This is a genomic window from Halorussus salinisoli, assembly GCA_005239435.1.
GTDB classification, from domain to species: domain Archaea; phylum Halobacteriota; class Halobacteria; order Halobacteriales; family Haladaptataceae; genus Halorussus; species Halorussus salinisoli.
Window position 1 is genome coordinate 92268 of record ML241305.1, and the last position, 22643, is coordinate 114910.

Here is a 22643-nt window from a genome sequence, read left to right on the forward strand (position 1 = left end):
ACGTTGGTTTCGGGGTTCAGAGGTTCGGTTGTCTGTTGAGCAGGTCTTCGCCGGGGAGGAGCGTCTCGGACTCCGCCATCGCGCCGGTGAACTGCCGCCGGAAGCGGTGCGGGTCGACCGACCGGGCGCGCTTGGCGGTGACGGCCACGATGTCGCTGTCGTCGGAGAACGCCATCCCCTCCAGCGTTCGGCGGGCGCGGTCGTCGTCGATGCCGCCCAGCACGTGGGCGACCCACTCCCGGACGCGCTCGCTCGGGTCGCCAGCGAGGGGTAACACGTCGTCGAGCACGTCCTCGCCGCGGAGTTTGAACAGCGATATCACGGCGTTGCGCCGGGTCGCGTGGTGGTCGTCGTCGAGCGCCGCCTCCATCCGGTCGGCGTGGGCCTCGCGGTCGAGTCGGTCGAGGGTCACGACCGCCTCCGCGCGGACCCACGGGTCGTCGTCGTGCGAGACCTCGCGGGCGACCTCCGCGGCGCGCTCGCCGCCGAGTTTGCCGAGCGACTCGACCGCGAACTGTCGGACGTCCGCGTCGTCGTCTTCGAGCGCCACCCGCGAGAGCGCGGCAACCACCGGTTCGGAGCCGTCGGTGTCGGCGAGCGCGAGGGTGGCCCGGCGGCGCTCGGTCTTCGACCCGGCGTCGAGGTCGTCGAGCAGGTCGCGCGCCGAGGCGTCGGCCACCGGGTCGGTGTCGCTCGCGGTGAGTTCCTCGGGGTCCATCTCCCCGAGGGTCACGTCCCGGCCCACTTCGATGTCGGCGAGGCTGTCGAACGGTTCCTCGCCGAATCCCGGACTCCGCGTCGGGTCGAGTTGCGGGTCGGGCGGCCCGTCGGTCTCCTCCTCGGACCCGCAGGCGTGGCTCTCGGAACCGCCGCCGTGGTCGCTGGTGCAGTCACAGCCGTGGTCCACGGAATCCTCGTCGTGGCCGTGAGAGCAGTTACAACCGCTGTCGTCGGTACAGTTACAATCGTGGTTCGTCACGTGGAATCACCTCCGGACGCCGCGGCGAGCAGGAACGCGACTGCGACCGCCACGGAGACGCCCCGCGGGATGCTGGCCGGAACGCCAGCGACGAGGAGGAGCGTTCCACCGACCGCGGCCGAGACGCGCCGGTCCGACAGGCCGTCGGCGACCGTCGCCGTCGTTCCGCCCACTGCCAGTGCGAGCAGTACACTCGGCGGGTCGATGGCGGCCCCGGCGGCCAGCGCGACCGCACCGCTGACGAACGGAGCCTCCAATATCAGGGCGTAGGCTCCGACGGCGACGAGACCGCCGACCGCGAGTCCTCGCCGCCCGGCCCGGACCGCGAGCGGGGTCGCGGCCATCCCGAGGAGCGCGGCGGTCGTCCCGGCCGACCGGAACGCGACCGGGCGATACCCGGCGGCACCGACCAGCGAGAGCGTCAGACCGCCGACCAGTGCGCCGGCGACCGCCTCCCGCGGGCCGGGCCGCCGGTCGAATTGTCCGGCGACGACCAGCCAGCCCCCGGCGACGAGCGCGCCGACCGTCGGCACCGCGACCGCGGAGGTCACGGCCGAGAGCAGGCCGAACACGCCGACCGAGAGCAGGCCGACCCGCTCCAGTTCGCGGTCCGCGGTCACGCCGAGAGCGACCGCGGCGGTCGCCGGACCGACAAGCGCCGCGAGTCGGACGAGTTCGTACCACCCCGCCGACGCGGCGCCCGGAACGTGGAGCGGACTGTTCACGACGAGTCGCGTGGCGGCCAGCGGAACCGCACCGAGAAGGGCCGCCGCGCCCGCGAGAGCGCGGACGCGGACGTTCCGCGAACGCGAGGTGACGTCGGTAGCCACCGCAGCGACCGCTCTGGCGGCCGCGCCGACGAGCGCGCGAACCCAGGCGACCGCGGGACGCGACTGGCTCACGGCGGCCCTCCGTCGAGTCGCGCCGCCAGGTCCCGCCTGTCTGCGGCGGTGAACGCGTCGAGCAGTTCCGCGAACTGGCCGTACGCGCCCGTGTTCGGTTCGTCTCGGGTGCGCTCGACGACGCCCTCGACGAGGATGCGGAGGTGGCGGTCGAGGAAGTCGAACCGAGCGATTGCGTCGTCGTCGCCGTCGAACGCGGCCTCCCGGCGGGCGAGGTAGCCCGCGAACTCGAGTTGGAGTCGGAGGTGGTCGTGGTGTTCTCGGTCGGACTCGTCTGGCTGTAACCCGTAGTAGTCGTAGGCCCGCGCGAGGTCGAGGTTCACGTCGTTCCACGACGCGTTCGGCCGGTAGGCCGACTCGTAGAGCGGCACCGGCGGTTCGTCGGTCGAGAGCGACCCGTCGGTCCGGTCCTCGTACTCGGCGTAACCGAGGACGAACACGTCGTTGTAGCGGGCGCAAAGGGTGTCGAAGTCGTCGTCGGTGTCGAGCGACTCGACGGGGACCGACAGCGGGGTTCGCTCGACCAGCGACTCGACCTGCTCGCGGAGGTCGGCGTCAGCGAGCGCCTCGTAGAACGCCTCGTCCGGGTGTTCGAACGCCCGCGCGAGCAGGGCGTACAGGCCGCCGCGGGCGGCCGCGTCGGCGTCGAGGTCGGCCTGGCGGAGTCGCCCCGCGGCGTCGGCGTCGTCCGAGTTCGTTCCCATCAGCTTCCACCTCGCTGGACGGCCATCGCGGACACCGCCACCACGACGACGATAGCGATACCGGCGATGGTCCACAGGATGGTCTGGTACGGCGGTCCCTCCGGTTCCGGCCCGAACGGGAGATACTGCCAGTCGCTCACCGACTTCCGTCCGGCCCGCTCGGCGTTCGACCCGTTCCAGACCGCGAAGGCGACGTTCACGTTCTCGTTCACGTCGAGGTCGGTTCGTCGGTCGGCGTCGGCGGGCAACTTCCGCTCGAACACGACGTGCCACCGACCGTCCCGGTAGGTGCCGTTGGCCTCGACGCTCGCGTTCGGGAACCGAGTCGAGGTCCCGGGTCCGGCGGCGAGCAGTTCCTCGTCGCCCTGTGCGCCGTTCCACCACCACAGGTTCACCATCGCGTTCGGCCCGCCCATCGCGATTCCGGGTTCGGCGCTCGCGTTGGCCGGGAACTGGACGGCGACGGCGTCGCCGAACGAGGTGGTCCGGGGCGTCTCGTACTGCGAGGGCGTCACGTTGCCGTCCTCGGTGGCGTCGCTCCAGGTGAGCCTGACGAACAGCGTCCCCTCCGAGCGAGCGGTCTGGACGTTCATCCGTTCTATCGAGGTGTCGTTGGCGTTCGGGGCATTGCTCGGCGCGCTCGAAAGCGGTACCGTGACCGTGGCGGCGTCGTTCCAGACCGGTGCAGTCGGGTCCGACAGCGACGACGCCTGCGACTGGGACGCCGACAACACGGGAATCTCGCCCGCGGGGTCCTGCCCCACGACGAACTGCGGGACGACGGCGACCACGGCGACGAGCGCGAGCGCCACGGTGAGTTTCGTGCCGGGTCCCGTCCGGTCGAGTCTCACTACTCGAACACCTCCAGTCGATACTGCTGGGCCATGTTGTTCGTCGTGAGCAGGTCCATGAGTTCGCTCTCGCCGCCGCGCCGGACCCGGTCGCGGTGGCGCTCGATGGTGTCGAGCGCCTCGTGGACCTGCTCGCCGAACAGTTCTTCGAGGTACGGCCGCGGGATGCGCTCGACGTCGATGGACTCGCCGGTCTCCTCGTCGTGCTGAGGCGGCGCGAACGGCGGGATGTAGTAGACGTTCGGCTGAGTGTTGAACTCGGGGTGGAGTCGGAGCGCGACTTCGTACTCCTCGACCAGTTTGTATATCGGCCCGTCCTCGTCGTCGAGGTAGCCCACGAGTCGCAGTTGTGGCGGGCACTCGGTGGCGCAGGCGGGCGGGACCGCCTCGCCGTCGTTGAGGTTGAAGTTCCCCTCGCCAGTATCCCCGCCCTCGATGCGGGGGTAGCAGAAGATGCACTTCTCCGAGCGCTTGCGCATCACGTTGTAGTAGACCTTGTTGTACGGACACCCCTCCACGCAGTAGCGATATCCGCGGCATCGCTCCTGGTCCACGAGGACGATGCCGTCCTCCTCGCGCTTGTAGAGGGCCTTCCGCGGGCAGGCCTCCGCGCAGGACGGATGGGTACAGTGGTTGCAGATTCGCGGGAGGTAGAAATAATACGAGTTGGGGTACTCGCCCGCGCCCTGGTCCTCGTCCCAGTTGGGACCCCACTCCGGTTCGCTACCTTGGGGTCGAAGCGCGTCGTCGCTCCCGTCGTACATGATCTCGCTGTGGTTGAACTCCCACGCCCGGCCCCAGTCCTCCTGGGACGGGAGTTCGCCGGGGTCGCGCTCGCCGTGGGCGTCGTTCTCGGCCTGCTCGGGCGACTCGTAGCCGCCGCCCTTCTCCTCCCAGTTGCGGGGGTAGCCCTCGCCGGGTTTGGTCTCGACGTTGTTCCAGTACATCCACTCGCGGCCGCCGCTGTCGGTCCAGAGCTTCTTACAGGCGATGGTGCAGGTCTGACAGCCGATGCACTTGTTGAGGTCCATCACCATCGCCACCTGGTGGTCGATGCCGTCCGCGACGTCGATGCCGCGCTGGTCGGACTGGGTCGTGGTGGTCTCGTCTTGCTGATTCTGGGAACTCACTGAGAATCACCTCCGGGCGACTCCTCGCCCGTCGCGTCGGTCGCTTCGCCCTCCTCCGTCGCGTCGGTCGCCGCACCTCCGGTCGTCGTCTCGCGGGGTTCCGTACCGTCTTCGTCCGCCGTCCCGCTTTCGGTCGTCTCCGCACCTCCGGTCGTCGTCTCGCCGCCGTCCTGTCCCTCGACGCGTTCGACCTCGACACGAACGTCGCTGTTCACTCCCGTCGGTCCCCAGTAGTTCGGGACGAATTCGAGGTGTTCGCCGGTGTCCTCGGGGTACTGCACCAATTGGGTCGGCTTCATGTACATCCCGACGAGGGTGTTGAAGTTGCCCCGACTCGGGAACTGGAACCGTTCCCACGCGAAGTACATCCGGGCGACCCCGGGTTCGCTACTCGGGTAGATCTTCGCCTGGAGTTCGAGGTCGTCGAGGTCGTTGTAGATGCGGACGGTGTCGCCGTCTTCGATGCCGCGCTCCTCGGCGTCCTCCGGACTGAGGTAGACGAGCGGTTCGCCGCGCTGGAGTCGGAGCATGTGCTCGTTGTCGCGCCACGTCGAGTGGATGGACCACCGACCGTGTGGCGTGTTGTACCGGAGCGGGTAGTCCTCCGACGACTGGAGTTCCTCGGGTTCCTTGTGGGTCGGAAGCTGTTCGCCGAAGTCGAGGAACCAGTCGTGGTCGATGTAGTACTGCTGGCGGCCGGTGAACGTCGGCCACGGCTCTTTCTCCTGGACGTACCGCTTCCACGGGGTGTAGGCCTCGCCGTCCTCGACCGGCGAGGTCCAGTGTTCGCCCGCGTCGAGGAACCGCCGGGGTTGCTCGACGACGTCCTCGAAGGTTATCTGCTCGTCGCTGTCCTCCGGGTTCGTCTCCTCGGAGTGTTCGAGGATGAACTCGCAGGCCGCCCGGTCGTCTTCGAGCGCGCCCGGTTCGTCGGTCTCCCAGTCGCGCACGTAGTCGTCGTGGACCGAGGTGAGGTCTATCTGGCGGTCGAACTCCCGGTCGTCGACGGGGTCGACGCCCCGTTCCTGGGCCACCTCCTGCACCCGTTCGGCGATGAGACGGAATATCTCCCAGTCGGACTTCGACTCGCCGAGGGGTTCGATGGCTGGCGTGAACGGGTGGACGTACGAGTGCATGTCGGTCATCGACAGGTCGTGCTTCTCGTAGTGGCTGGCCGCCGGAAGCACGATGTCGCTGTAGAGCGCGGTCGAGTCCATCCGGAAGTTGATGTCCACGACGAGGTCGAGTTTCGGCCAGAGGACGTTCTCGATGGCGACGCCGCCCTTCGACTGGTTGAAGTAGTTGCCCCGCCAGACGAACATCGTCGACGGGTCGGGACGCGACCCGTCCTCGCGCTCGGCGGGGTAGACGGGCATCCACCCCTCGTCCACGGCGGTCTGGATGCGCTGGCGCGTGTCGGGATCGATGTTACCGAGGATGTCGCCGTGGAAGTACGTCCACAGGGTGGTCGGCACGGCGCGGGTGCCGCTCGTCGGGAACGTGAGTCGGTTCCAGCCGCGGTAAGTCCAGATCTTCTCCTGGCCGACGTAGTGGTCGAACCCGGTTCCCTGTCTCCCGATGTGGCCGGTGAGCGTCACCAGCAACTGGATGGCGCGATTGCCCAAATCGTTGTGATACCAGTCGTTGACGCCTTTGCCGTGGATTATCTTCCCCCGGTCGGACTGGGCGAACTCCCGGGCTATCTGCTGGTGGGTGTCCCGGCCGACGCCCGTGATTTCGTTGATGCGCTCGGGCGTGTAGTTCGACAGTTCGTCCCGCAGGTTCAGCCACACCGTTCGCACGTTCGCGCTTCCGCCGCCCTGCACGTCGACGCTCCGCTCGACGCCGAGTTGCGGGTCGAAGCCGAGTTCGATGCTGGCGTCGTGGTCGTGCTTGCCGTCGCGGTTCCCGAGCGACCCCGGTGCCTGCCGGAGGGTTCCCTGCTGGTCGGCCATCACGAACACCTTCTCGGCGTCGCCGTCGGTCGAGAGGTTCCGAACGTCCGCGACCCGGAGGAGCTTTCCGGTGTCCTCGCGGACGAGCAGCGGCATGTCGGTCTGTTCCTTGAGGTGCGGGACGTCGTGCAGGCCCTCGTCGACGATGGTTCGAGCCATCCCGAGCGCGAGCGCGGCGTCCGACCCCGCCTTCGGCGATAGCCACTCGTCGCAGTGGATGGCGGTCTGGGAGTAGTCGGTGAAGACGCCGACCCGCTTGGTCCCCTTGTACGCGGCTTCGAGGAAGAACTTCGCGTCCGGGATGCGGGTGACGTTGACGTTCGACCCCCACGCGATGATGTAGTCGGCGTTGTACCAGTCGGCGCTCTCGGCGTTGTCGGTCTGGGTGCCCCACGTCAGGGGTTCGCCCGGCGGCAGGTCGGAGTACCAGTCGTAGAAACTGTGGCTCACGCCGCCGATGAGGCTGATGAACCGCGTCCCCGAGGCGAACGAGACGGGACTCATCGCCGGAATCGGCGTGAACGCCGAGATGGCGTCGTAGTTGCCCCGCTCGACCTCGGTCACGACCTTCTGGGCGATCTCGTCCAGCGCCTCGTCCCACGAGATGCGCCGCCACTTGCCCTCGCCGCGCTGGCCGACCCGGCGGAGCGGGTACTTGATGCGCTGCTCGGCGTTGACGTAGTCGGTGTAGCACGCGCCCTTCTGGCAACCGCGGGGGTTCGACGACGGGAGTTCGTCGTTTATCTCGGGATAGTCGGAGGCCTGCTCCTCGCGCCAGACCTGCCCGTTCTTGACGTAGACGTTCCACGAGCAACTCCCCGTGCAGTTGACGCCGTGGGTACTCCGGGAGACCGAGTCCCAGTCCCACTTCTCGCGGTAGAAGTCCTCCCAGTCCCGGTAGGGGTAGTTGCCGATGTAGTCGTCGCCCTCGACCGCTTCGAGCCCCCGCATCTGGGTGAACTCGTCGGCGACGGTCGTCCCGCCCGCGCCGACCGCGGCCGTCACGCCGAGTCCCTTCAGAAAGCCTCGGCGACCGATGCTCCTGTCGTTCGCTTCGCGTTCGTCTTCCGCGTCGAGGTTCGGGTCGTGGTCACTCATTGGTGGTTTCGATGAAGACGGTACTCACTCCGAGAGCGGCCCCGCACGCGCCGAGCGCGAGGCCGGGCAGGGTCGCGCCGCCGACCTCCAATCCGACCGCGACGAGACCGAGACCGCCGAGTTTCGTGGCGTAGTCGAGGAGTCGATACGTCCGGGTCGGGACCGCGACGAGCGGTCTACTCACGCGAATCCCCTTCCAGAGGTTGCTCTTCACTCTCTGTATGTTCGTCTACCCCTTCTATCCCTTCGTCTTCCACATCTGTTTCGTTCCCTACGGGTCGCTCGGCCGCCGACTCGCCGCCTCCGTCAGCGGCGGGTTCGCCGCGCTCGGGCGCCCGCGTCCGGTCGTTCCCCTTGAGCACGAGGTAGGTGATAGCGCCCGCGACGGCCGGGCCGACGATGACCGCCGCGATGAGCACCGTGTTGATCAGGTCGGTCGAGATGTCCACGATGTCCGCGAGGATGTTGTTCATCCCGGCGATGGACGCTATCATGATGAATATCACCGCCGCGACTCCGACCGCAGTCTGCCACGGCCGGGCCAGCGGGTCCGCCGTGAAGTGGGTCGGTTCCTCCCGGTAGTCGATGAACGGCCACGCGAACACTATCGCAAAGACGATTCCCGGTAGGACGACGCCGCTGAGGAACTCGGTCGAGACGTGTACGTCGGTGAACGGGACGGTGAACCCCATCCACGCCGGCATCAGTTTCAGGAAGCCGAACACCCACATCAGGAACCAGTCGGGCATGATGAGCGACGGCGTCGCCGACGGGTCGTTCGGGCCGTACTGGGCGACGTTGTGGACCGGCAGGAACCCCGCCAGCAGCGAGAGGGTCGCCAGCGTCAGGAAGAACACCACGACGCTGACCGCGGCCTGGTTCGGGAACGCCGGGAGACCGACCACGTAGGTGTCGTCGCCGCGGTCGATGGTGAGTTCGCCCGCCACGTCGCCGCTTCTGGGACCTTCGGTGTGCTTCTGGCGTATCAGTATCGCCATGTGGACACCGATGAGTCCGATGATTGCGACCGGGATGACGAAGACGTGAAGGAAGTAGAAGCGGGGGACGGTCGCGCTCGACGGGTAGTCGCCGCCGAAGACGATTTTCGCTATCAGGTCGCCGAGCAGGGGGACCGAGGTGGCGATGCTGTACCCGATTCCGGTCGCGGTGCTGGCGAACTCGTCGAACGGGAGCGAGTAGCCGGTGTACGCCGCGAAGATGGCGAGCAGGGCCAGCAGACCGCCGACGACCCAGTTGGGTTCGCGCGGGTTGCGGTACGCCCCGGTGAAGAACACCCGGAGCATGTGCAGACCGATGGACGCCACGAAGAAGTGGGCTGCCCAGTGGTGGAGTCGCCGCAGGAACATCCCGTACGGCACGTCGTAGGTGATGTTGAGGACGCTCACGAACGCGGCGGGCAGGTCCTCGCCCTGATACTGGGCCACGCTCCCGTCGTAGGTCACGGTGGTCGTACTCGGTTCGAAGAAGAAGCCGAGGAACATCCCCGTCAGGACCAGCACGGCGAACGAGAACAGCGCGACTTCGCCCAGCAGGAACGAGTCCTCCGCCGGGAACGCCTTGCCGAGGAACGCGCTCCCCCGGTCGAGGTCGAAGCGCGCGTCGAACCAGTCGTAAATCGAGCGCCACATCCGGTATCACTCCTGCACCCCGACGGGGGCCTCGAAGTCACCCGTGGCGACGAGATACCCGTCGCTCGACAGCGTGATTGGGAGTTGCGGGAGCGGACGCGGCGGCGGGCCGCCGACCACCGTCGCGCCCGAGAGCGCGTCGAACTTCCCGAAGTGACACGGACAGACCAGCGTCTCGTCCTCCTGGTCGGAGACCATACACCCCGCGTGGGTGCAGACCTTCGAGTAGGCGGCGTAGCCGCCCACGGTGAATTCGAGGTCGGTCTCGCCGCCGTACTCCTCCTCGGGGAATCGGACGAGTAGCGTCGGCGCGTCGCTGATGTCGGGGTTGGTCTCCGGAAACACCGTGAGGGTCTCGCCGTTCTCCAGTCTGTTCTCCTCGATTCGCTCGCCCTCTCCGTCGACCAGCGCGGTGGCGTCCGAGTATATCGGACCGGTGTACGTCCGCTCGAACACGCGCGTCAACCCTGCGAGCGGTGCGGCCAGGCTCCCGACCGCGGCCAATCCGCCGACCGTGGCGAGTACCTTGGCGACGTCTCGGCGTTCGAGTCGGCCGTCTCCGTTCGGACGGTCGTCGGTGCCGGACGTCGCCGCTTCCGGCTCGCCGTCGGCGTTCCGGTCCGACGGGGCCGTTCGGTCGTCGTCGGGCCGGCCGCCGTCGGCGCGGGCGCACGGACAGCCCTCGGGCGGGTCGGTCAGTGGGCCGCCCGACGGGTCGGTCGATAGTTCGTCCGACGAGTCGGGCGGTGGGTCGTCGGTCGTCGGTCGTTCCGAGTCGGTCGGTTGGTTCCTGTCTGTCATCGGTTAGTGTCCCCGTTTCTCCGCGACTTTGACGTGCGGCATGAACCACGCGTAGTACGCGACGGTGAGCGCCGCGAGCGAGAGAAACAGCCCCGCCGCGTAGAGACCGAAGTACTGCGTCCGGGCCAGCGTCAGGTACTCGCCGGTGAACAGCGCCGAGAACACGATCGAGAGTATCGTCAGCGCGGCCATCACGACGATGCCTTCGTTCGACCCGGTCGCGTCGTGGTACTCGACGAGCCATCGCTCCTCCGTGCTCAGCCACGAGGGCCGACGGACGCCGCCGTCCGCCCGTTCGTCCGCCGACTCCGAGTCGCGTTCGGCGTCGCGGTCACCGGAGTAGCCGCCGTCGGAGACGACTACTTCGGCGTCGGCGTCCGACTGCCTGACGGCGCTGTTCATGAACCGGTGTGCCCCGACGAGAGCACCGTAGAGTCCGAACAGCGCGACCCACACGATGACGCCGACTTGGCTCGGCGAGAGCTTGCTCGGCGTGTCTACCGGACCGTCGAGCGGTCGCACGTCGCTGACGCTCGGGTCGATGGTTATCTCTTCGCTCGCCGGTTCTCCGTGGAGTGCGACGTACCACATCGGAAGCAAGACTAACGCGACGAGTACTCCGACGACGAGCGTCTCTCGTCTCACCGCTGGACCTCCCTCTGATTCGTTTCCATCCTTCGTATCCCCGTTTTGCCTTCAGTCCCAGCTTCGTGGAATCGAAAGGCCAGACGGGGAATCACCGTAAACGTGATTATGCGCTGTCCCTCTATATGTAGCCTCTTTAAGTAGAATATGGCAGATTAGTTAGGAACGACTTATGGAGGTCGGCGAAGTCTACGTGGAGTATGAGGGGGGAGAGCGTCTTTGCAGAGGTGAAGATTCGGGACCCGGCCGTGTGTCAGGTCGCCACCGCGTCCGAACCCACTGCGACGGTGAACCGCGTGTCGCGGACCGTGCCTGCGAACGACGAGGAGGACGTCACCGAGGAACTGGAGCTGGCGGACGCCTCGTCGGACGCCGACCCGACGGCGAACCCCGTGGACGAGGCCAACGGCGTGTTCCGCCTCCGACGCCCGGTCGGTCAGGGGTGCGCCTGCGAACTCATCGAACGACACGACTGTCCGGTTCGCAGTATCTACGCCGAGGGTGGACAGCTGTCGTTGACCTTCTACGCCAGGGACCTCCGGACGATTCGACGGGCCGTCGCCGACCTGAAAGACGTCTCGGACGGGGTCCACCTCCAGTGTCTCTATCAGACGGGCGAGAAGTCCTCGCGGAACATCGTCTACATCGACCGCGAACTGTTCACCGAACGCCAGCGCGAGGTCCTCCGGACTGCGTACGAGATGGGTTACTTCGCCCACCCGAAGGAGGCGAACGCGGGCGACGTTGCCGCCTCGCTGGGTATCGCGCGGACCACGTTCGCCGAACACCTCTCGACGGCACAGCGGAAACTTCTCGACCGCTTGCTCGGCGAGTAGTTCCGTCGACGAGAATCCTTAATGACCCTACAAAGCGAGGGCGTCGATTTAGGTCGGTCAGTCGTGTCCAAAGTCGAGATGGCCCAGAAGTATCGGTTCGCCTGCCCTACCTGCGAGGAACGCGTCATCGTGGACCGAGACGTGCGCGACAAACTCCTCACGCAGGGCTGCGTCGTCTGTTCGGCAAGCGTTTACCCGAACTGCTTCGAGCCAGTCTGAGGCGTTCAAATCTGAGGCGTTCAAATTCGAGGGGTCAAGTTCGCAAGAAGTACCTGCGGATGTGGCAGAAGGAGGTCGTCGTTTCGGTATTCACCGACCAGCGAGCTGGTAGTCGAGAATCGAGGAGTACAGTACGAGGAAGCTACCTAGAGTTGGAACTCCCCCCTGACGATACTGTCAGCGAGCATCGCCATGTAATCGACGTACGGCTCCCAGTCCGACTTCGCCCCGGCTTCTATCTGGTGCCGATGGAGGTTCTCCCAAACCGTCGCAAGCATAAATGCCGAGAACGCTCGGTAGAACCGTTCGTTCTCGAAGGAGGTTCCGGTCTCGTCCTCGTAGCGAGCGACCAGTTCCCGGCGGCTGGGACTACCGGGTTCGTTGGTGAACGGAGCAAGCCCCTGTTCGTTGGTCTCTTTCAAATCACGTATCACCTCTTCGTTCGAATACCGTGCTTCGAGTTCGGCGAGTTGCGGCGTCGGGTCGCCGTCGTCTCGCCATCGGAGTAGAAGGTATCCAAGCTCGGTCAGTGGGTCGCCGAGAAATGCCGTTTCCCAGTCGAGGACCCCGGAAATTTCGGGGCGGTCTGCCCCCGCGAAAAGGACGTTGCTCGGTCTGTAATCCCCGTGAACGAGGGTAGTATTCGAGTCCGAGGGGACGTTTTGCCGAAGCCAGTCCGCGACTTCCCAGAGGACTGGGGGCTCGTGTCCGGTCACCCTCGTCGCCTCGTCGAGTTGGTCGATAACGCGAGCGACTTGTTCCCCCACGGTTCGTCGTTCACAGACGTCCGTGAATCGTGCCACGTCTAACGAGTGGATTTCGGCGAGTGTATCTATCAGGAGAGTAGCCACGCTACCGCGTGCTGGTGCGTCTCGAAATCGCTCGGGTAGGTCGGAGCCCAGTGGCACCGTCTCACCGTCGAGATACGTCATAACCAAAAACGAGTCACCGACGACCGAATCGTCGTCACGAACCAAAACCGGCTCCGGAGCGTTTACGGCAGTATCTCGGAGTCGTTGCATCACCCTGTACTCCTGTTTCAACTCGTTGAAGGACTCGGTGTGTCTCAACTTGTTCGGCCGTCTCAGAACGTACGCTCGTCCGTCTTCCTCGGTCGAGATCGCGATGGACAGGTTGAGTCCATCGTGGACTACTTCGGTTCCGGTCACAACTACGCCCAACTCCTCTGAGAGGTACGATTCGAGTTCCGCTATGTCAATATCCGCACCATTACCGGTCATAGCCCGACGTAAACTGCTGGGTTACATAAAAGCACTCACCCATATCGAAATCGTCGTTTGAATTTCTCTCAGCAAGTCGCTTATGAACGTGACGGATAGGGTCGCGGTGGTGACCGGCGTGACATCGGGAGTCGGCGAGGCAACGGCCAAAGCACTGAGGCGAGAGGGCTGTGCCGTCGTGCTTGTAGCTCGCCGCGAAGACCGACTTGAAAGAATCGCCAACGAGATCGACGATGGTGAAACACTCGTCGTTCCGACGGACGTCACGGACGAGGACGAAGTTACGGCGACGGTCGAGGAAACGATGGAGGAGTTCGGTAGAATCGATATCCTCGTGCACAACGCTGGCGTACTCCGTCCCGACCCTGTTACCGACGCTGACAGGGCCGATTTCCGGAAGCAGGACCAGGTGAACTTGCGGGGAGTGACGAACACGACCCACGCCGCGTTGCCGGCCGTGCTCGCATCGGATGGTGGAGACGTCGTCGCTGTCTCCTCGATGAACGCACGCAGGAATGTACGCGAATCCCGACGACGCCCTGTCTCGCTTTCGACCGTCGAACGAGAGCACGTCTTACCTGCACCGCTCAAAGGACGGATAAAGGACGCACAAACGCGGATACCGACGAATTATCTCGCCGCCGTATGACAAAGGGATACCGTTCGGAAAACGAGTGGGCGCTGCAGGATTTGAACCCGCGACAGCTTGGTCCGAAGCCAAGTACTCTGTCCAGACTGAGCTAAGCGCCCTCACCCGTCTGTACTGGCCGGGTAGTTTTAAACACCGTGGTTTCGACCGGGCTTGTGCTACGGTGACGAGGAGTCAGTCGCAGACGACGCCGTCCCAGTCGATGCGGTCGATGACGCAACCGCCACAGTTCGGGCACGTCTGCCTGTCGAGTGGAAACGACTCGCCGCAGTCCTTGCACTCGTAGGTCTCCTCCGAGTCGGCGTCGGTGTCGGTGACCACGCGTGCGAGTTTGTCGGCGAGACTCATTCGTAGTGTACCACCACGTGTACATCCGTTTCTGTGAACTACGTAAAGACGTTTTCCATTCACTCGGAGGAGAACCCGGTGTAGACGGTCTGAAACCCTCCTCTTCGCATCCTCTGAGAGGGCCGCAAGCTGGCCTTTGAACCTCGTTACCGGCGGGATAGGGATAGCCCGAAGTGGTCCACCGGCACCTCGTCGGGAGTCGTCCGGGACGCAGTGCGGTCCGTCCGAGACCCGTCGGCGTCGCTCCCGTCAGCGAGGAGCGCGAGCAGGCACTGCCGGACCAGCGTGGCGTCGCTCGGTTCGAGATCGTCGGTCGCGTCGGGTCCGAGCGTGGACCGAAGGCCTACCGAGGCCGACGACTCGGTCGTCGTTTTCGCTCGCTCGTTCCCGTTCCCCTCGGCGAGTTCGCGCAGGCGGAGCCACGTCCGGACCGTCGCGGTGAGGTAGCGCAGCGCCAGCCGTTCCGGGTCGGCGACCGACGGAATCGTCGCGAGGTAGGACGCCGCGTGCGAGTCGGCGACTGCGACGCTCTCTCGGACCCACTCGCGGACCGCCGAGACCGAGGCGTCGGGGTCGAGTGCTTCGACGGCGCGCTCGCAGACGTCGGCTTCCTCGTCGGCGACGCGGTGGAAGGCGTCGCCGACCACGACGGCGTCCGCGCCAGCGTCGAGCATCGCCGCGGCGTGCTCGCGGGAGTCGAGCCCGCCGCCGTACCAGAGCCGCGACCACGACAGGTTCTCCGAGATGGCGGCGAGCGTCTCGGCGGCCTCGTCGCCGCCGTAGGTGCCCGAGTATTCGAGGTATACGAGTTCGCTTTCGAGGTGGCGCTCGGCCGCCATGGCTCGCTGTTTGGCCTCGCGGGGCGACAGCAGGTCGGACTCGGTGACGTTGGCCTCGCGGGCCGCCGCGCTGTCGGGGTTCTGGATGACGTATGCCTCGAAGACCGCCTCTGCGAGCAGCCACGAGGTGGCCACGTCCGCGAGCGCGTCGGCCGCGAAGTCGGGGAGCCACGGGAGTTCGTCGCCTACCAGGTCGGGCACCATCTCCTCCCGGATGTACTCGACGCCTTCGCCCAACTGCCCCACTAGCGACTCCGAATCGCCGTTCAGAACTTCGGGAATCGCCAGCAGGTCGGCCCGCTCGCGGGTCCGCGGCGTGACGTGACGCGGACCGCTGGGTTCGTGGAGCACCGGCACCGAGGCGGGCGCGAGCAGGTCGAACGTCTCCTCGGTGTTGCGAGCGGTCACGTCGGCCGACCCACCGACCGACACCGCGCTGGTGTGCTGGAGGTAGGCCGGATAGAGCAACGGGAGTTTCTTGGCGTCCTCGGGGTCGACCTTGGTGACGTGGGTCCAGTCGGCCGGGACCGGATTGGTGTCGACCGGCAACACGGTTCGGGCGGCCAGCGCGACCCCGCGGCCGACGCGACCGAGCAGACGCGCGATACCGTCGAGACTCGTCATACACGCCAAGACCTGGCGTCAGGTAGATAAATAGCTCGTTTCGGCGAGACGTGAAATCCAGCGGCGACGGTTCCACAACCCTGATATACCGCGGCGGGCGACTCTCCGACCACATGGGTCGCGTTCGGTCACGAATTCCGGCGACGGCACGGGCGCTGGCGAACCACCTCGCAGAGACCATGGACCCGCGGGTGGTCGCCATGGTGTTGCTCCGCAACGAGGCGGACGCCGAAATCGAGTCGATGACCGAACGCCTGTTTCTGAGCGTCGAACGGGACCTCCAGCAGGCGCGCGAAGGGGGCGAGTTAGAGCCGGTTCCCGGTGCCGAAAACGAACAGGCCCGGTTCGGATACGACACGCGCCTCGTCCTGCCCGCGATGCTGACGCTCGGACGTATCCACGTCGAGGCCGGAGACGTGCCCCTCGTGCGTATCGGCCGAGAGGTGGACCACGAGTTCGTCGCACGCGGGCGCGAAACCACCCGGAACGTCGTCCGGGCGCTGTTGGACGGAGACATGCGAGACGCCATCAACGACGACGAGTACGAGGACTTCGAGACGAACCTCCGCCCGCGCGAGCGCGTGGCCGAACTCGCACAGCAGAGCTTGCAGGAGGGCGTCGAGGCGTGGTTCGACAGCGAGGACACCCCCGACGCGGTTCGGGACTCGTACGAACACGCGGTCGAACTCTCCGAGCGCCATCAGGACGAGGACGAGGCGTTTCGGGAACTCCTCGACCGGTTCCACGACGCCGACGGGTCCGACGAGCGCGCGGCGGCCGCCGACGCCATCCGCGACCAGTACAAGTTCGCCGACGCCGAGGAGGCCGACCTCTTCGAGACCGCCACCGACCTCCCGTACTTCGCCACCCAGTACGCTCGCGTCGGTATCCTCTACGAGGACATGCTCAACATGTACGAGGCCGACCTCGGCGTGGAGTTGGGCGAGGGATTCAAGCGCGCTATCGTCTTGATGGTCGTCGGCGCGCAGATCGGACTGGACGACACCGACGACTACCCCGAGGACAGGGGGACTCAGCTCACGCCAGTGACCGCGGAGTTGAACGTCGCCGAGGACCGGGCCGCCGGAGTCGAGCGCATCCGACGTATCGTGGAGGCGTATCTCGACCGGGCCGACGATTGCGCCGACGACGACGACCATCTGACCCGCATCGCGGTCGAGTACATCCGCCAGCAGTCGCTCGACCGAATCGAGGGCCTGCGTGCGTGACTCCGGGAGCCTCCGGAGCGTAACAACCATCCGATAGTAATCAAAAAGAATATAAGCGGAACAGGATATTTTACTGCCAGACGATACCAGGGACGAGTCTGGCCGAGGCTCCGTTCCGGTCGCAACTTCACCGCGAGGAACTGACATGTACGGATTGGGTGAAGTCTGTCCGGGGGTCGAAGTCGAACCGGGAACGAATCTCCTGGTGACCGGACCGCCGATGACGGGCAAACGAACTCTCGCTCTGGAGATTCTCGCGCACGGTAGCCGTCACGGTGACGGTTCAATCGTCGTCACGACCAAAGACGGCGGCGAGGACGTGCGCGCGAACCTCCGTGAGCTACTCGGCCGCGGCGAGAGCGGTCCGCTCGGTATCGTGGACTGTGTCTCCAAGCAACAGGGGACGAGCCCCTCGGGGAGCGACGAGATCACTTACGCCTCCTCGCCCAAGGACATGACCGGCATCGGGATTCAGCTCTCGGAGTTCCTCCAGGCGTTCTACAAGGACGGCGGCGTCAAGCGCAATCGAATCCTGTTACACTCGCTCTCGACGTTGCTGATGTACTCGAATCTCCAGACGGTCTTCCGGTTCCTCCACGTCTTCACCGGTCGGGTCCAGAGCGCCGACGCGCTCGGCATCTTCGTCATCGACGCGACGGCCCACGACCGGCAGACCATGAGTACCCTCAAACAGTTGTTCGACGGCCAGATAGAGGTCCGGGAGGCCGACGGCGGCGGGTCGGAACTCCGCGTGAAGGGCGTCGGCGGCGGTACCGACTGGCGACCGTTTTCGCCGGACTGAATCTTGGGGGCCGTTCGAAGTCACTCCCAGGTTGGTCACGTGTCGTTCGCGGATCGCGCAACTCCGACGGCGAACTGCCGAAAGCACAACGCTGATTGAACCGCACCGTAACCTCCAACCAATGACAGCGTCGTCGCAGTCCGACGTCGACTACGCCGCTCGGGCGCGGGACGTGCTGGGCTTCTCGCGGTGGTGGCAGGTCGCCGCTGCCGCGGTGATGATGGGTCTCATCAGTCCGTATCAGTACGTCTGGTCGTCCATCGAGTCGCCAATCGCGCGGTCGCTGGAACTCGACCCGACCTCGCTCGGGTTCGTGTTCACGCTGTTCGTCATCTTCCAGGCCGGGTCGCAGTTCCCCGTCGGGTGGTATCGAGACCGTCACGGCCCGCGAGGGCTGACCCTGCTGGCGGGGGTGCTGGCGGGCGGCGGCTACCTCGGACTGGCCTACGCGACCGAACTCTGGCACCTCTACGTCCTCTACTCGCTCGGCGCGGTCGGCGTCGGCATCGTCTACACCGTCGCGGTCAACACCGCGCTGAAGTGGTTCCCCGACCGGCGGGGACTCACCACCGGTCTCGGGACGATGGCGTTCGCCGGGGGAAGCGCGCTCGTCGTCCCCTACGTCAGGGCGAACGCGACCGTCTCGGGCTACCCCGACGTGCTGCGGAACATGGGCCTGCTCATCGGCGTCGGCATCCTCGTCGGCGCGCTGGTCCTTCGGGACCCGCCGACCAGTTGGGTCGGCGCGACCGACGGCGGAGAGAGCGACGGTAGGACCGAAGGGGAGAGCGACAGTGGGGCGGAGACCGAGGGCGACCCTGACACGGAAATCCACCCGACTCACGCCTCCAGCAAGCAGTACACCTCCCGCGAGATGCTCCGAACGTGGCAGTTCTGGACGATGTACGTCATGTTCGTCTTCGTCAGCGGTGCCGGACTGATGCTGACCGCGAAGGTGGTATCGTTCGCCCAGAACGTCGGCCTGACCGCCGTGACGGCGACCGCCGGGGCGACGGTCCTCCCCATCGCTGGCGGGGTCGGCCGCCTCGTCGTCGGCGACCTCTCGGACCGAGTGGACCGCGAGCGAGCGATGGCCGTCTCCTTCACCCTCTGCGGTCTCGGCCTGTTCGCTGTCGTCTGGTTCGGCGTGACCAACACCTCGCTCGGGTTCCTCGCTGCGGTGGTTCTCGCCACGTTCTTCTGGAGTCCCCAGTACACCCTCTTCCCGAGCGTGGTCGGCGACTACTACGGCCAGAAGCACTCCTCGGCCAACTACGCGCTCCTCTACTCCGGCAAGATGTGGGGCGGCATCTTCGGCGGCGGAGTCGCCGGTTGGCTCGTGACCCAGACCAGTTGGCCCACCGCGTTCGCCGTCGGTGGTGCGCTCGCAGTACTGGCGGGTCTCGCCGCGCTGTTGCTCCGGGAACCGACCGCGTAACGACCCCACTCCGACGCGAGCGACCGCGACCGAGCGGAGACTTTCTAACCGTTCACGTCTTCGGAAAGCCTCTGGTTCGTAGCGACTGGACGGGGGTTTCTAACCGTTCGCCTCTCGTCGCCGATTCCGCCTCGACCGAATTACTGGTGGGAATTTTCGACCGACTCTGAGAACCGTCGAGAAGCCACTTTCGGAGTTTCTATCGTTGGAAATAGACCAGTATTATAGCTATAAGTTATGGGAATCTCATGGAGTGCATAAGATTCGCCTATCAGAAACTCCTCGCTCAACTACGGGAAAGAGTTATATACCCATACCGCATATTTTGTAATAGATTATGACTGGGTATTACGACTTCATCCTCGGACTGATTCCACTTTCGTTGATCGGTGTAACCGCCGTGCTGAGCGTCGTCGGTTTCTCGATAACGTCTGCCGTGCCGCTCGCAGCCGCCATCCCCGTTGGACTCATCGGCCACGCCCTCTTCGTCAACAGTCCCGTCGACGACACCCAGTCCCCGACGGAGACTGTCGACTCGACTTCGTCTTCGGCTTCCTTCGACCCGGCCGACTGAACGCTGCTCTCTCTGATTCTTCTCGCTCGATTTTGCGTTGGGTTTCTGTTCGTTCGTTTCGTGGTTCTAGATAGTAGCTCTGGAGGTGTTTCTGTATGTGGCTGGAGAACGTTTTCGTTTCTTTAGGAATCGTATCGTTGTCTTTCACTATCGAGAAACGTTTCGTACCGTATGCCGAGATAGGTCGACTCGGTGCCGACCCTGGAGACGTTCGACGTACTGCCTGCTCCGTGAGTCGACGATACCGGCTCTGGGCCGCAACGCGGAGGAGAGCGTCGGGAGGTAGCTACTCCGTGAGCCGATCGTGACCGCAACGCGACAGCCTCGAACCTCCCCACCCGCCTGCGTTGCTCGGTCGTCGCTCCCTTCGGTCGCTTCTCCCTGCGCTACTCGTCCCTCGCGCGACGAAGGCGCGGCGCACGAGTGCGCCGTGCCAGCACGCGCCGGGGTGGAACAGTCACGGTCGGCGCATTAGGATGAGTCACGGTCGGCGCGTTAGAATGAGCGACGAGCGGACGGCCGGGCGCACAGTCGGTCTCTCGGTCGTCACCTACGGCGGTCCTCCCCGATAGCGTCCCCGAATTTCCACCGCGCGTCGCGGCAATGCCTCAACGGTTTTGAGGCTGGACTGTGTTGTCACGGCCATGACCGACGCGATGTTTCTGACGAGCGACGACGTCGCCGGACTCGCTTCGCCCGCCGAATACGTCGACGCGGTCCGCGAGGGCTACCGTCAGCGCGGCGAGGGCGCGCCCGCACGACCTCGGGCCAAACTCACCAACGAGGAACCACCCGGAATGCTGACCGACTACTCGGCCGTCCTGCCCGAGACCGGCGCGATGGGCGGCTACATGTACGCCGCCGGGTTCGGCGCGGAGGACGCGTGGTTCGTGGCACCCCTCTTCGACGCCGAGTCCGGCGAACCGCTCGCGCTCCTCGACGGCGCGAGCATGAACCCGTTCAAGACCGGCGCGGCGGGCGCGGTCGGCGTCGACGCGTTGGCCCGCGAGGACGCCCAGACCCTCGCGCTCATCGGGACCGGATCCCAGGCCCGCGGTCAACTCCGAGCGACCGCGACCGTCCGCGACCTGGAGAGCGTCTGGGTCTACTCGCCGACCAAGGAGTCCCGCGAGGCGTTCGCGGCCGAGATGAACGAGCAGTTGGACCCCTCGGTCGCCGCAGTCGCCTCCAGCGCCGCCGCGGTCGAGGAGGCCGACGTCGTGATTACGGCGACCACTGCGAGCGAACCCGTCTTCGACGGTGACCTGCTCGCCGACGGTACCCACGTCACTGCGATGGGGCAGTACCACCCCAACAAGCGCGAACTCGACACCACGACCGTCGAGCGCGCCAAGTACGTCCCCGACCTCCGCGAGCGCGTCACGCAGGACGCCGGGTCGTTCATCGCGGCGCTCGACGAGGGCGCGATTTCCGAGGGCCACGTCCACGCCGAACTCGGCGAGGTCGTCGCGGGGAACGCGCCGGGCCGCGAGTCCGACGACGAAATCACGGTCTTCGACAGCGGCGGCACCGGCATCGAGACGGTGGCCGCGGCCCACATGCTATACGAGAAAGCGAAAGCGGAGGGACTCGGGTCGGACATCTCGCTCGCGCCAGCGAGCGAGGCGCTCACCGGGAAGTAGGTCGGAGACGAGAGTGAAGGTAGTAGGTCGGAGAAGGGGAGAAGGGGAGAAGGAGAGTTAGAGAAGAAAACGGAGGGAAAGTGGGTGAAGAACGTAGGAGGGGAAAGCGTGTGACTCAGGCCGCGAGCATCATCGCCGCGACGAACCACGAGTCAGTACCGGCTTTGGTTTCGTTCTTCTTGCGCTCTACGTCGGTCAGGTTTCGGGGATGTTGCCATCGCATAGCCGTACAAAATATTTACTCATACTTGAGTATGTTGTTCTGGTAACGTCTCTGTCAGCGGCTCACAAATCACTTGTGATGGCATGTCACGACTCGCAGCGAGCGAAAATCCGGGTCGAACCTGAAGCGTTCGAGTGTCGTCGGTTACGAGTTTCGGAGTATACCGATTTTGGGTAGAATCGCGTCGTCACAACCCGAGCGCCTGCATCAGCGTCATCCCACTCGCAAGCGCACCGACCAGATAGCCGCCGATAGCGCCGCCGTTCAGAAGCGGAAGTCCCGCGTGCGCTCGGCCCTTCATCACCATCCAGAGCAGGACCAGCAGGCCTGCGATGGTGCCTATCATCGAGGTCAGCGCGGGCAGGTTCAGCGCGATGCCCGAGACGAGGGGTTCCGGCGGCGCGAAGAAGGCCGCGCTGGCGACCATCACGGTCGGCATCACGGCGTCGCCCAGACCGATGAAGAAGACGTCGCGGTCGGATATCTCCGGGCGCTCGGCCTCGGCGTGCGTCTCGTCGGCGTCCGCCTCCGGGGTCTTCCCGCCGTCCGCCGCGCTGGCGTCCGGTTCGCCGCCGTCCGCGTCGCCCGCCATCCCCTCGTCGTCCAAGAACGAGTACGAGAGGGTCATCGGAATCACGAGGATGACCGGAATCTTGAGGTCCATCACGCCAGAGGCCAGCGTCAGCATGTGTTCGGTGCCGTAGACGCTGATGGCGTCGTAGACGGCCAGCACCGCGAGCAGGAGAATGGCCGGGAACAGGCCGAAACTGATACCGAAGAGTCCGGCCGCGCCAGCGCCCATCAGGACGCCCGCGGCGTCGATGACGTACCACTCGGGGTAGACCGCGAGCGCCAACGCGACGACGCCCGCAGCGGCCAGTGCGACCACGTTGACCGGCGCACCGCCCGCCTGCACGACGACCCACGCCGGAACGACGACCGAGAAGACGTACCACGAGAGCAGGCCGCTTGTGAAGATGAGGGCACCGCGGAGCAACCACTCCACGTCGAGTTTGATGACGGCGAGCATCACCGCGGTCAGGACCAGTATCGCCCCGACGTAGACAAGACTGTTCGTCGGGTCGGAGGGGTTCTCTACCTGCTGGTAGCCCGCCTGCTGAAACGGTTCGACCAGCGCCAACGCGCCGAGTTGGACCAGTAGAAACATCCCGACGGTCAACCCGGTGGCCGCGAACACGCGCGTTCGATTCTCCATGTCGGAGGGGTGGCCCGCCTCCGCCTTTGGGGTTGTGGTCTCCCCTCG

Annotated in this window: 22 protein-coding genes and 1 tRNA gene; 8 read left to right on the forward strand and 15 right to left on the reverse strand. The window is 65.7% G+C overall.

What is annotated here, in order from left to right:
• Positions 1-16 precede the first annotated feature (16 nt).
• The 10 genes from E2484_RS00520 to E2484_RS00565 are packed head-to-tail and all read right to left on the reverse strand — an operon-like array spanning position 17 to position 10714.
• Entirely contained in the window at positions 17-979 is a 963-nt protein-coding gene (locus E2484_RS00520) for a HEAT repeat domain-containing protein (protein WP_321111242.1), read from the reverse strand.
• Positions 976-1881 carry a phosphate ABC transporter permease gene (locus tag E2484_RS00525; RefSeq protein WP_137283279.1) on the reverse strand — a complete coding sequence of 302 codons (906 nt, stop codon included), beginning with the start codon at positions 1879-1881 and terminating at the stop codon, positions 976-978. Before E2484_RS00525 ends, E2484_RS00520 begins: the two co-directional genes overlap by 4 nt.
• Positions 1878-2585: a molecular chaperone TorD family protein gene (locus tag E2484_RS00530; protein WP_137283280.1), complete on the reverse strand. Its 708-nt coding sequence runs from the start codon at positions 2583-2585 to the stop codon at positions 1878-1880. The genes E2484_RS00525 and E2484_RS00530 overlap by 4 nt, the downstream gene beginning before the upstream one ends.
• Entirely contained in the window at positions 2585-3436 is an 852-nt protein-coding gene (locus tag E2484_RS00535) for an ethylbenzene dehydrogenase-related protein (protein ID WP_137283281.1), read from the reverse strand. Before E2484_RS00535 ends, E2484_RS00530 begins: the two co-directional genes overlap by 1 nt.
• On the reverse strand, positions 3436-4566 hold the full coding sequence (narH, locus tag E2484_RS00540) for a nitrate reductase subunit beta (RefSeq protein ID WP_137283282.1): 1131 nt from the start codon (positions 4564-4566) through the stop codon (positions 3436-3438). The genes E2484_RS00535 and narH overlap by 1 nt, the downstream gene beginning before the upstream one ends.
• A complete protein-coding gene (locus E2484_RS00545) occupies positions 4563-7619 on the reverse strand; it encodes a nitrate reductase subunit alpha (RefSeq protein WP_137283283.1) in 3057 nt (1018 codons plus the stop codon). Before E2484_RS00545 ends, narH begins: the two co-directional genes overlap by 4 nt.
• Complete coding sequence (locus E2484_RS00550) at positions 7612-7803, reverse strand: hypothetical protein (RefSeq protein ID WP_137283284.1); 192 nt, start codon at positions 7801-7803, stop codon at positions 7612-7614. The genes E2484_RS00545 and E2484_RS00550 overlap by 8 nt, the downstream gene beginning before the upstream one ends.
• Positions 7796-9268 (reverse strand): cytochrome b, encoded by a 1473-nt coding sequence (locus E2484_RS00555; RefSeq protein ID WP_137283285.1) that lies wholly within the window; start codon positions 9266-9268, stop codon positions 7796-7798. Before E2484_RS00555 ends, E2484_RS00550 begins: the two co-directional genes overlap by 8 nt.
• A gap of 6 nt (positions 9269-9274) precedes the next feature.
• Positions 9275-10069, reverse strand: coding sequence for a QcrA and Rieske domain-containing protein (locus E2484_RS00560; RefSeq protein WP_321111257.1), 795 nt, complete (start codon positions 10067-10069; stop codon positions 9275-9277).
• A 3-nt stretch (positions 10070-10072) separates the two neighbouring features.
• The gene (locus tag E2484_RS00565) at positions 10073-10714 is read right to left on the reverse strand and encodes a hypothetical protein (protein WP_137283286.1); all 642 of its coding nucleotides are present in this window, start codon (positions 10712-10714) and stop codon (positions 10073-10075) included.
• 200 nt (positions 10715-10914) lie between these two features.
• On the opposite strand from E2484_RS00565, the gene E2484_RS00570 reads away from it, so the two are divergent.
• Both E2484_RS00570 and E2484_RS00575 read left to right on the forward strand, forming a co-directional pair.
• Positions 10915-11550 carry a helix-turn-helix domain-containing protein gene (locus E2484_RS00570; protein WP_137283287.1) on the forward strand — a complete coding sequence of 212 codons (636 nt, stop codon included), beginning with the start codon at positions 10915-10917 and terminating at the stop codon, positions 11548-11550.
• Between the two features lie 21 nt (positions 11551-11571).
• Positions 11572-11769 carry a DUF7560 family zinc ribbon protein gene (locus E2484_RS00575; RefSeq protein WP_137283288.1) on the forward strand — a complete coding sequence of 66 codons (198 nt, stop codon included), beginning with the start codon at positions 11572-11574 and terminating at the stop codon, positions 11767-11769.
• A gap of 146 nt (positions 11770-11915) precedes the next feature.
• Here the strand turns inward: E2484_RS00575 and E2484_RS00580 are convergent, their stop codons facing one another.
• Positions 11916-13010: a phosphotransferase family protein gene (locus E2484_RS00580; RefSeq protein ID WP_137283289.1), complete on the reverse strand. Its 1095-nt coding sequence runs from the start codon at positions 13008-13010 to the stop codon at positions 11916-11918.
• 82 nt (positions 13011-13092) lie between these two features.
• Between E2484_RS00580 and E2484_RS00585 the strand changes: the two genes are divergently transcribed.
• Positions 13093-13659, forward strand: a complete 567-nt coding sequence (locus E2484_RS00585) for an SDR family oxidoreductase (RefSeq protein ID WP_137283290.1) — start codon at positions 13093-13095, stop codon at positions 13657-13659.
• 26 nt (positions 13660-13685) lie between these two features.
• Here E2484_RS00585 and E2484_RS00590 read toward each other — a convergent pair.
• The 3 genes from E2484_RS00590 to E2484_RS00595 all read right to left on the reverse strand — a co-directional run bounded on the left by E2484_RS00590 (position 13686) and on the right by E2484_RS00595 (position 15470).
• A tRNA-Arg gene (locus E2484_RS00590) sits at positions 13686-13760 on the reverse strand.
• 73 nt (positions 13761-13833) lie between these two features.
• Positions 13834-14007 (reverse strand): hypothetical protein, encoded by a 174-nt coding sequence (locus tag E2484_RS24630; protein WP_170977192.1) that lies wholly within the window; start codon positions 14005-14007, stop codon positions 13834-13836.
• Positions 14008-14153: 146 nt separating this feature from the next.
• Positions 14154-15470, reverse strand: a complete 1317-nt coding sequence (locus tag E2484_RS00595; protein WP_137283291.1) for a geranylgeranylglyceryl/heptaprenylglyceryl phosphate synthase — start codon at positions 15468-15470, stop codon at positions 14154-14156.
• A gap of 113 nt (positions 15471-15583) precedes the next feature.
• Between E2484_RS00595 and E2484_RS00600 the strand changes: the two genes are divergently transcribed.
• The 5 genes from E2484_RS00600 to E2484_RS00620 all read left to right on the forward strand — a co-directional run bounded on the left by E2484_RS00600 (position 15584) and on the right by E2484_RS00620 (position 21156).
• Positions 15584-16699 carry a hypothetical protein gene (locus E2484_RS00600; protein WP_137283292.1) on the forward strand — a complete coding sequence of 372 codons (1116 nt, stop codon included), beginning with the start codon at positions 15584-15586 and terminating at the stop codon, positions 16697-16699.
• A 145-nt stretch (positions 16700-16844) separates the two neighbouring features.
• Positions 16845-17501 carry an RAD55 family ATPase gene (locus tag E2484_RS00605; protein ID WP_137283293.1) on the forward strand — a complete coding sequence of 219 codons (657 nt, stop codon included), beginning with the start codon at positions 16845-16847 and terminating at the stop codon, positions 17499-17501.
• Between the two features lie 121 nt (positions 17502-17622).
• Complete coding sequence (locus tag E2484_RS00610) at positions 17623-18939, forward strand: OFA family MFS transporter (protein ID WP_137283294.1); 1317 nt, start codon at positions 17623-17625, stop codon at positions 18937-18939.
• A gap of 337 nt (positions 18940-19276) precedes the next feature.
• On the forward strand, positions 19277-19513 hold the full coding sequence (locus tag E2484_RS00615) for a hypothetical protein (RefSeq protein ID WP_137283295.1): 237 nt from the start codon (positions 19277-19279) through the stop codon (positions 19511-19513).
• Between the two features lie 644 nt (positions 19514-20157).
• A complete protein-coding gene (locus tag E2484_RS00620; RefSeq protein WP_137283296.1) occupies positions 20158-21156 on the forward strand; it encodes an ornithine cyclodeaminase family protein in 999 nt (332 codons plus the stop codon).
• A gap of 410 nt (positions 21157-21566) precedes the next feature.
• Here E2484_RS00620 and E2484_RS00625 read toward each other — a convergent pair whose 3' ends face one another.
• Positions 21567-22595: a presenilin family intramembrane aspartyl protease PSH gene (locus tag E2484_RS00625; protein WP_137283297.1), complete on the reverse strand. Its 1029-nt coding sequence runs from the start codon at positions 22593-22595 to the stop codon at positions 21567-21569.
• Between the last annotated feature and the right edge of the window lie 48 nt (positions 22596-22643).

Bases quoted from the DNA above. Each gene is read 5' to 3' on its own strand.
- E2484_RS00605 (WP_137283293.1), top strand. From the start codon at position 16,845: ATGTACGGATTGGGTGAAGTCTGTCCGGGGGTCGAAGTCGAACCGGGA.
- E2484_RS00575 (WP_137283288.1), top strand. From the start codon at position 11,572: ATGACCCTACAAAGCGAGGGCGTCGATTTAGGTCGGTCAGTCGTGTCC.
- E2484_RS00585 (WP_137283290.1), top strand. From the start codon at position 13,093: ATGAACGTGACGGATAGGGTCGCGGTGGTGACCGGCGTGACATCGGGA.
- E2484_RS00625 (WP_137283297.1), bottom strand. From the start codon at position 22,595: ATGGAGAATCGAACGCGCGTGTTCGCGGCCACCGGGTTGACCGTCGGG.
- E2484_RS00555 (WP_137283285.1), bottom strand. From the start codon at position 9,268: ATGTGGCGCTCGATTTACGACTGGTTCGACGCGCGCTTCGACCTCGAC.
- E2484_RS00600 (WP_137283292.1), top strand. From the start codon at position 15,584: ATGGGTCGCGTTCGGTCACGAATTCCGGCGACGGCACGGGCGCTGGCG.
- E2484_RS00610 (WP_137283294.1), top strand. From the start codon at position 17,623: ATGACAGCGTCGTCGCAGTCCGACGTCGACTACGCCGCTCGGGCGCGG.
- E2484_RS00530 (WP_137283280.1), bottom strand. From the start codon at position 2,585: ATGGGAACGAACTCGGACGACGCCGACGCCGCGGGGCGACTCCGCCAG.
- E2484_RS00620 (WP_137283296.1), top strand. From the start codon at position 20,158: ATGACCGACGCGATGTTTCTGACGAGCGACGACGTCGCCGGACTCGCT.
- E2484_RS00545 (WP_137283283.1), bottom strand. From the start codon at position 7,619: ATGAGTGACCACGACCCGAACCTCGACGCGGAAGACGAACGCGAAGCG.
- E2484_RS00560 (WP_321111257.1), bottom strand. From the start codon at position 10,069: ATGACAGACAGGAACCAACCGACCGACTCGGAACGACCGACGACCGAC.
- E2484_RS00595 (WP_137283291.1), bottom strand. From the start codon at position 15,470: ATGACGAGTCTCGACGGTATCGCGCGTCTGCTCGGTCGCGTCGGCCGC.
- E2484_RS00580 (WP_137283289.1), bottom strand. From the start codon at position 13,010: ATGACCGGTAATGGTGCGGATATTGACATAGCGGAACTCGAATCGTAC.
- E2484_RS00615 (WP_137283295.1), top strand. From the start codon at position 19,277: ATGACTGGGTATTACGACTTCATCCTCGGACTGATTCCACTTTCGTTG.
- E2484_RS00570 (WP_137283287.1), top strand. From the start codon at position 10,915: ATGAGGGGGGAGAGCGTCTTTGCAGAGGTGAAGATTCGGGACCCGGCC.
- E2484_RS24630 (WP_170977192.1), bottom strand. From the start codon at position 14,007: ATGAGTCTCGCCGACAAACTCGCACGCGTGGTCACCGACACCGACGCC.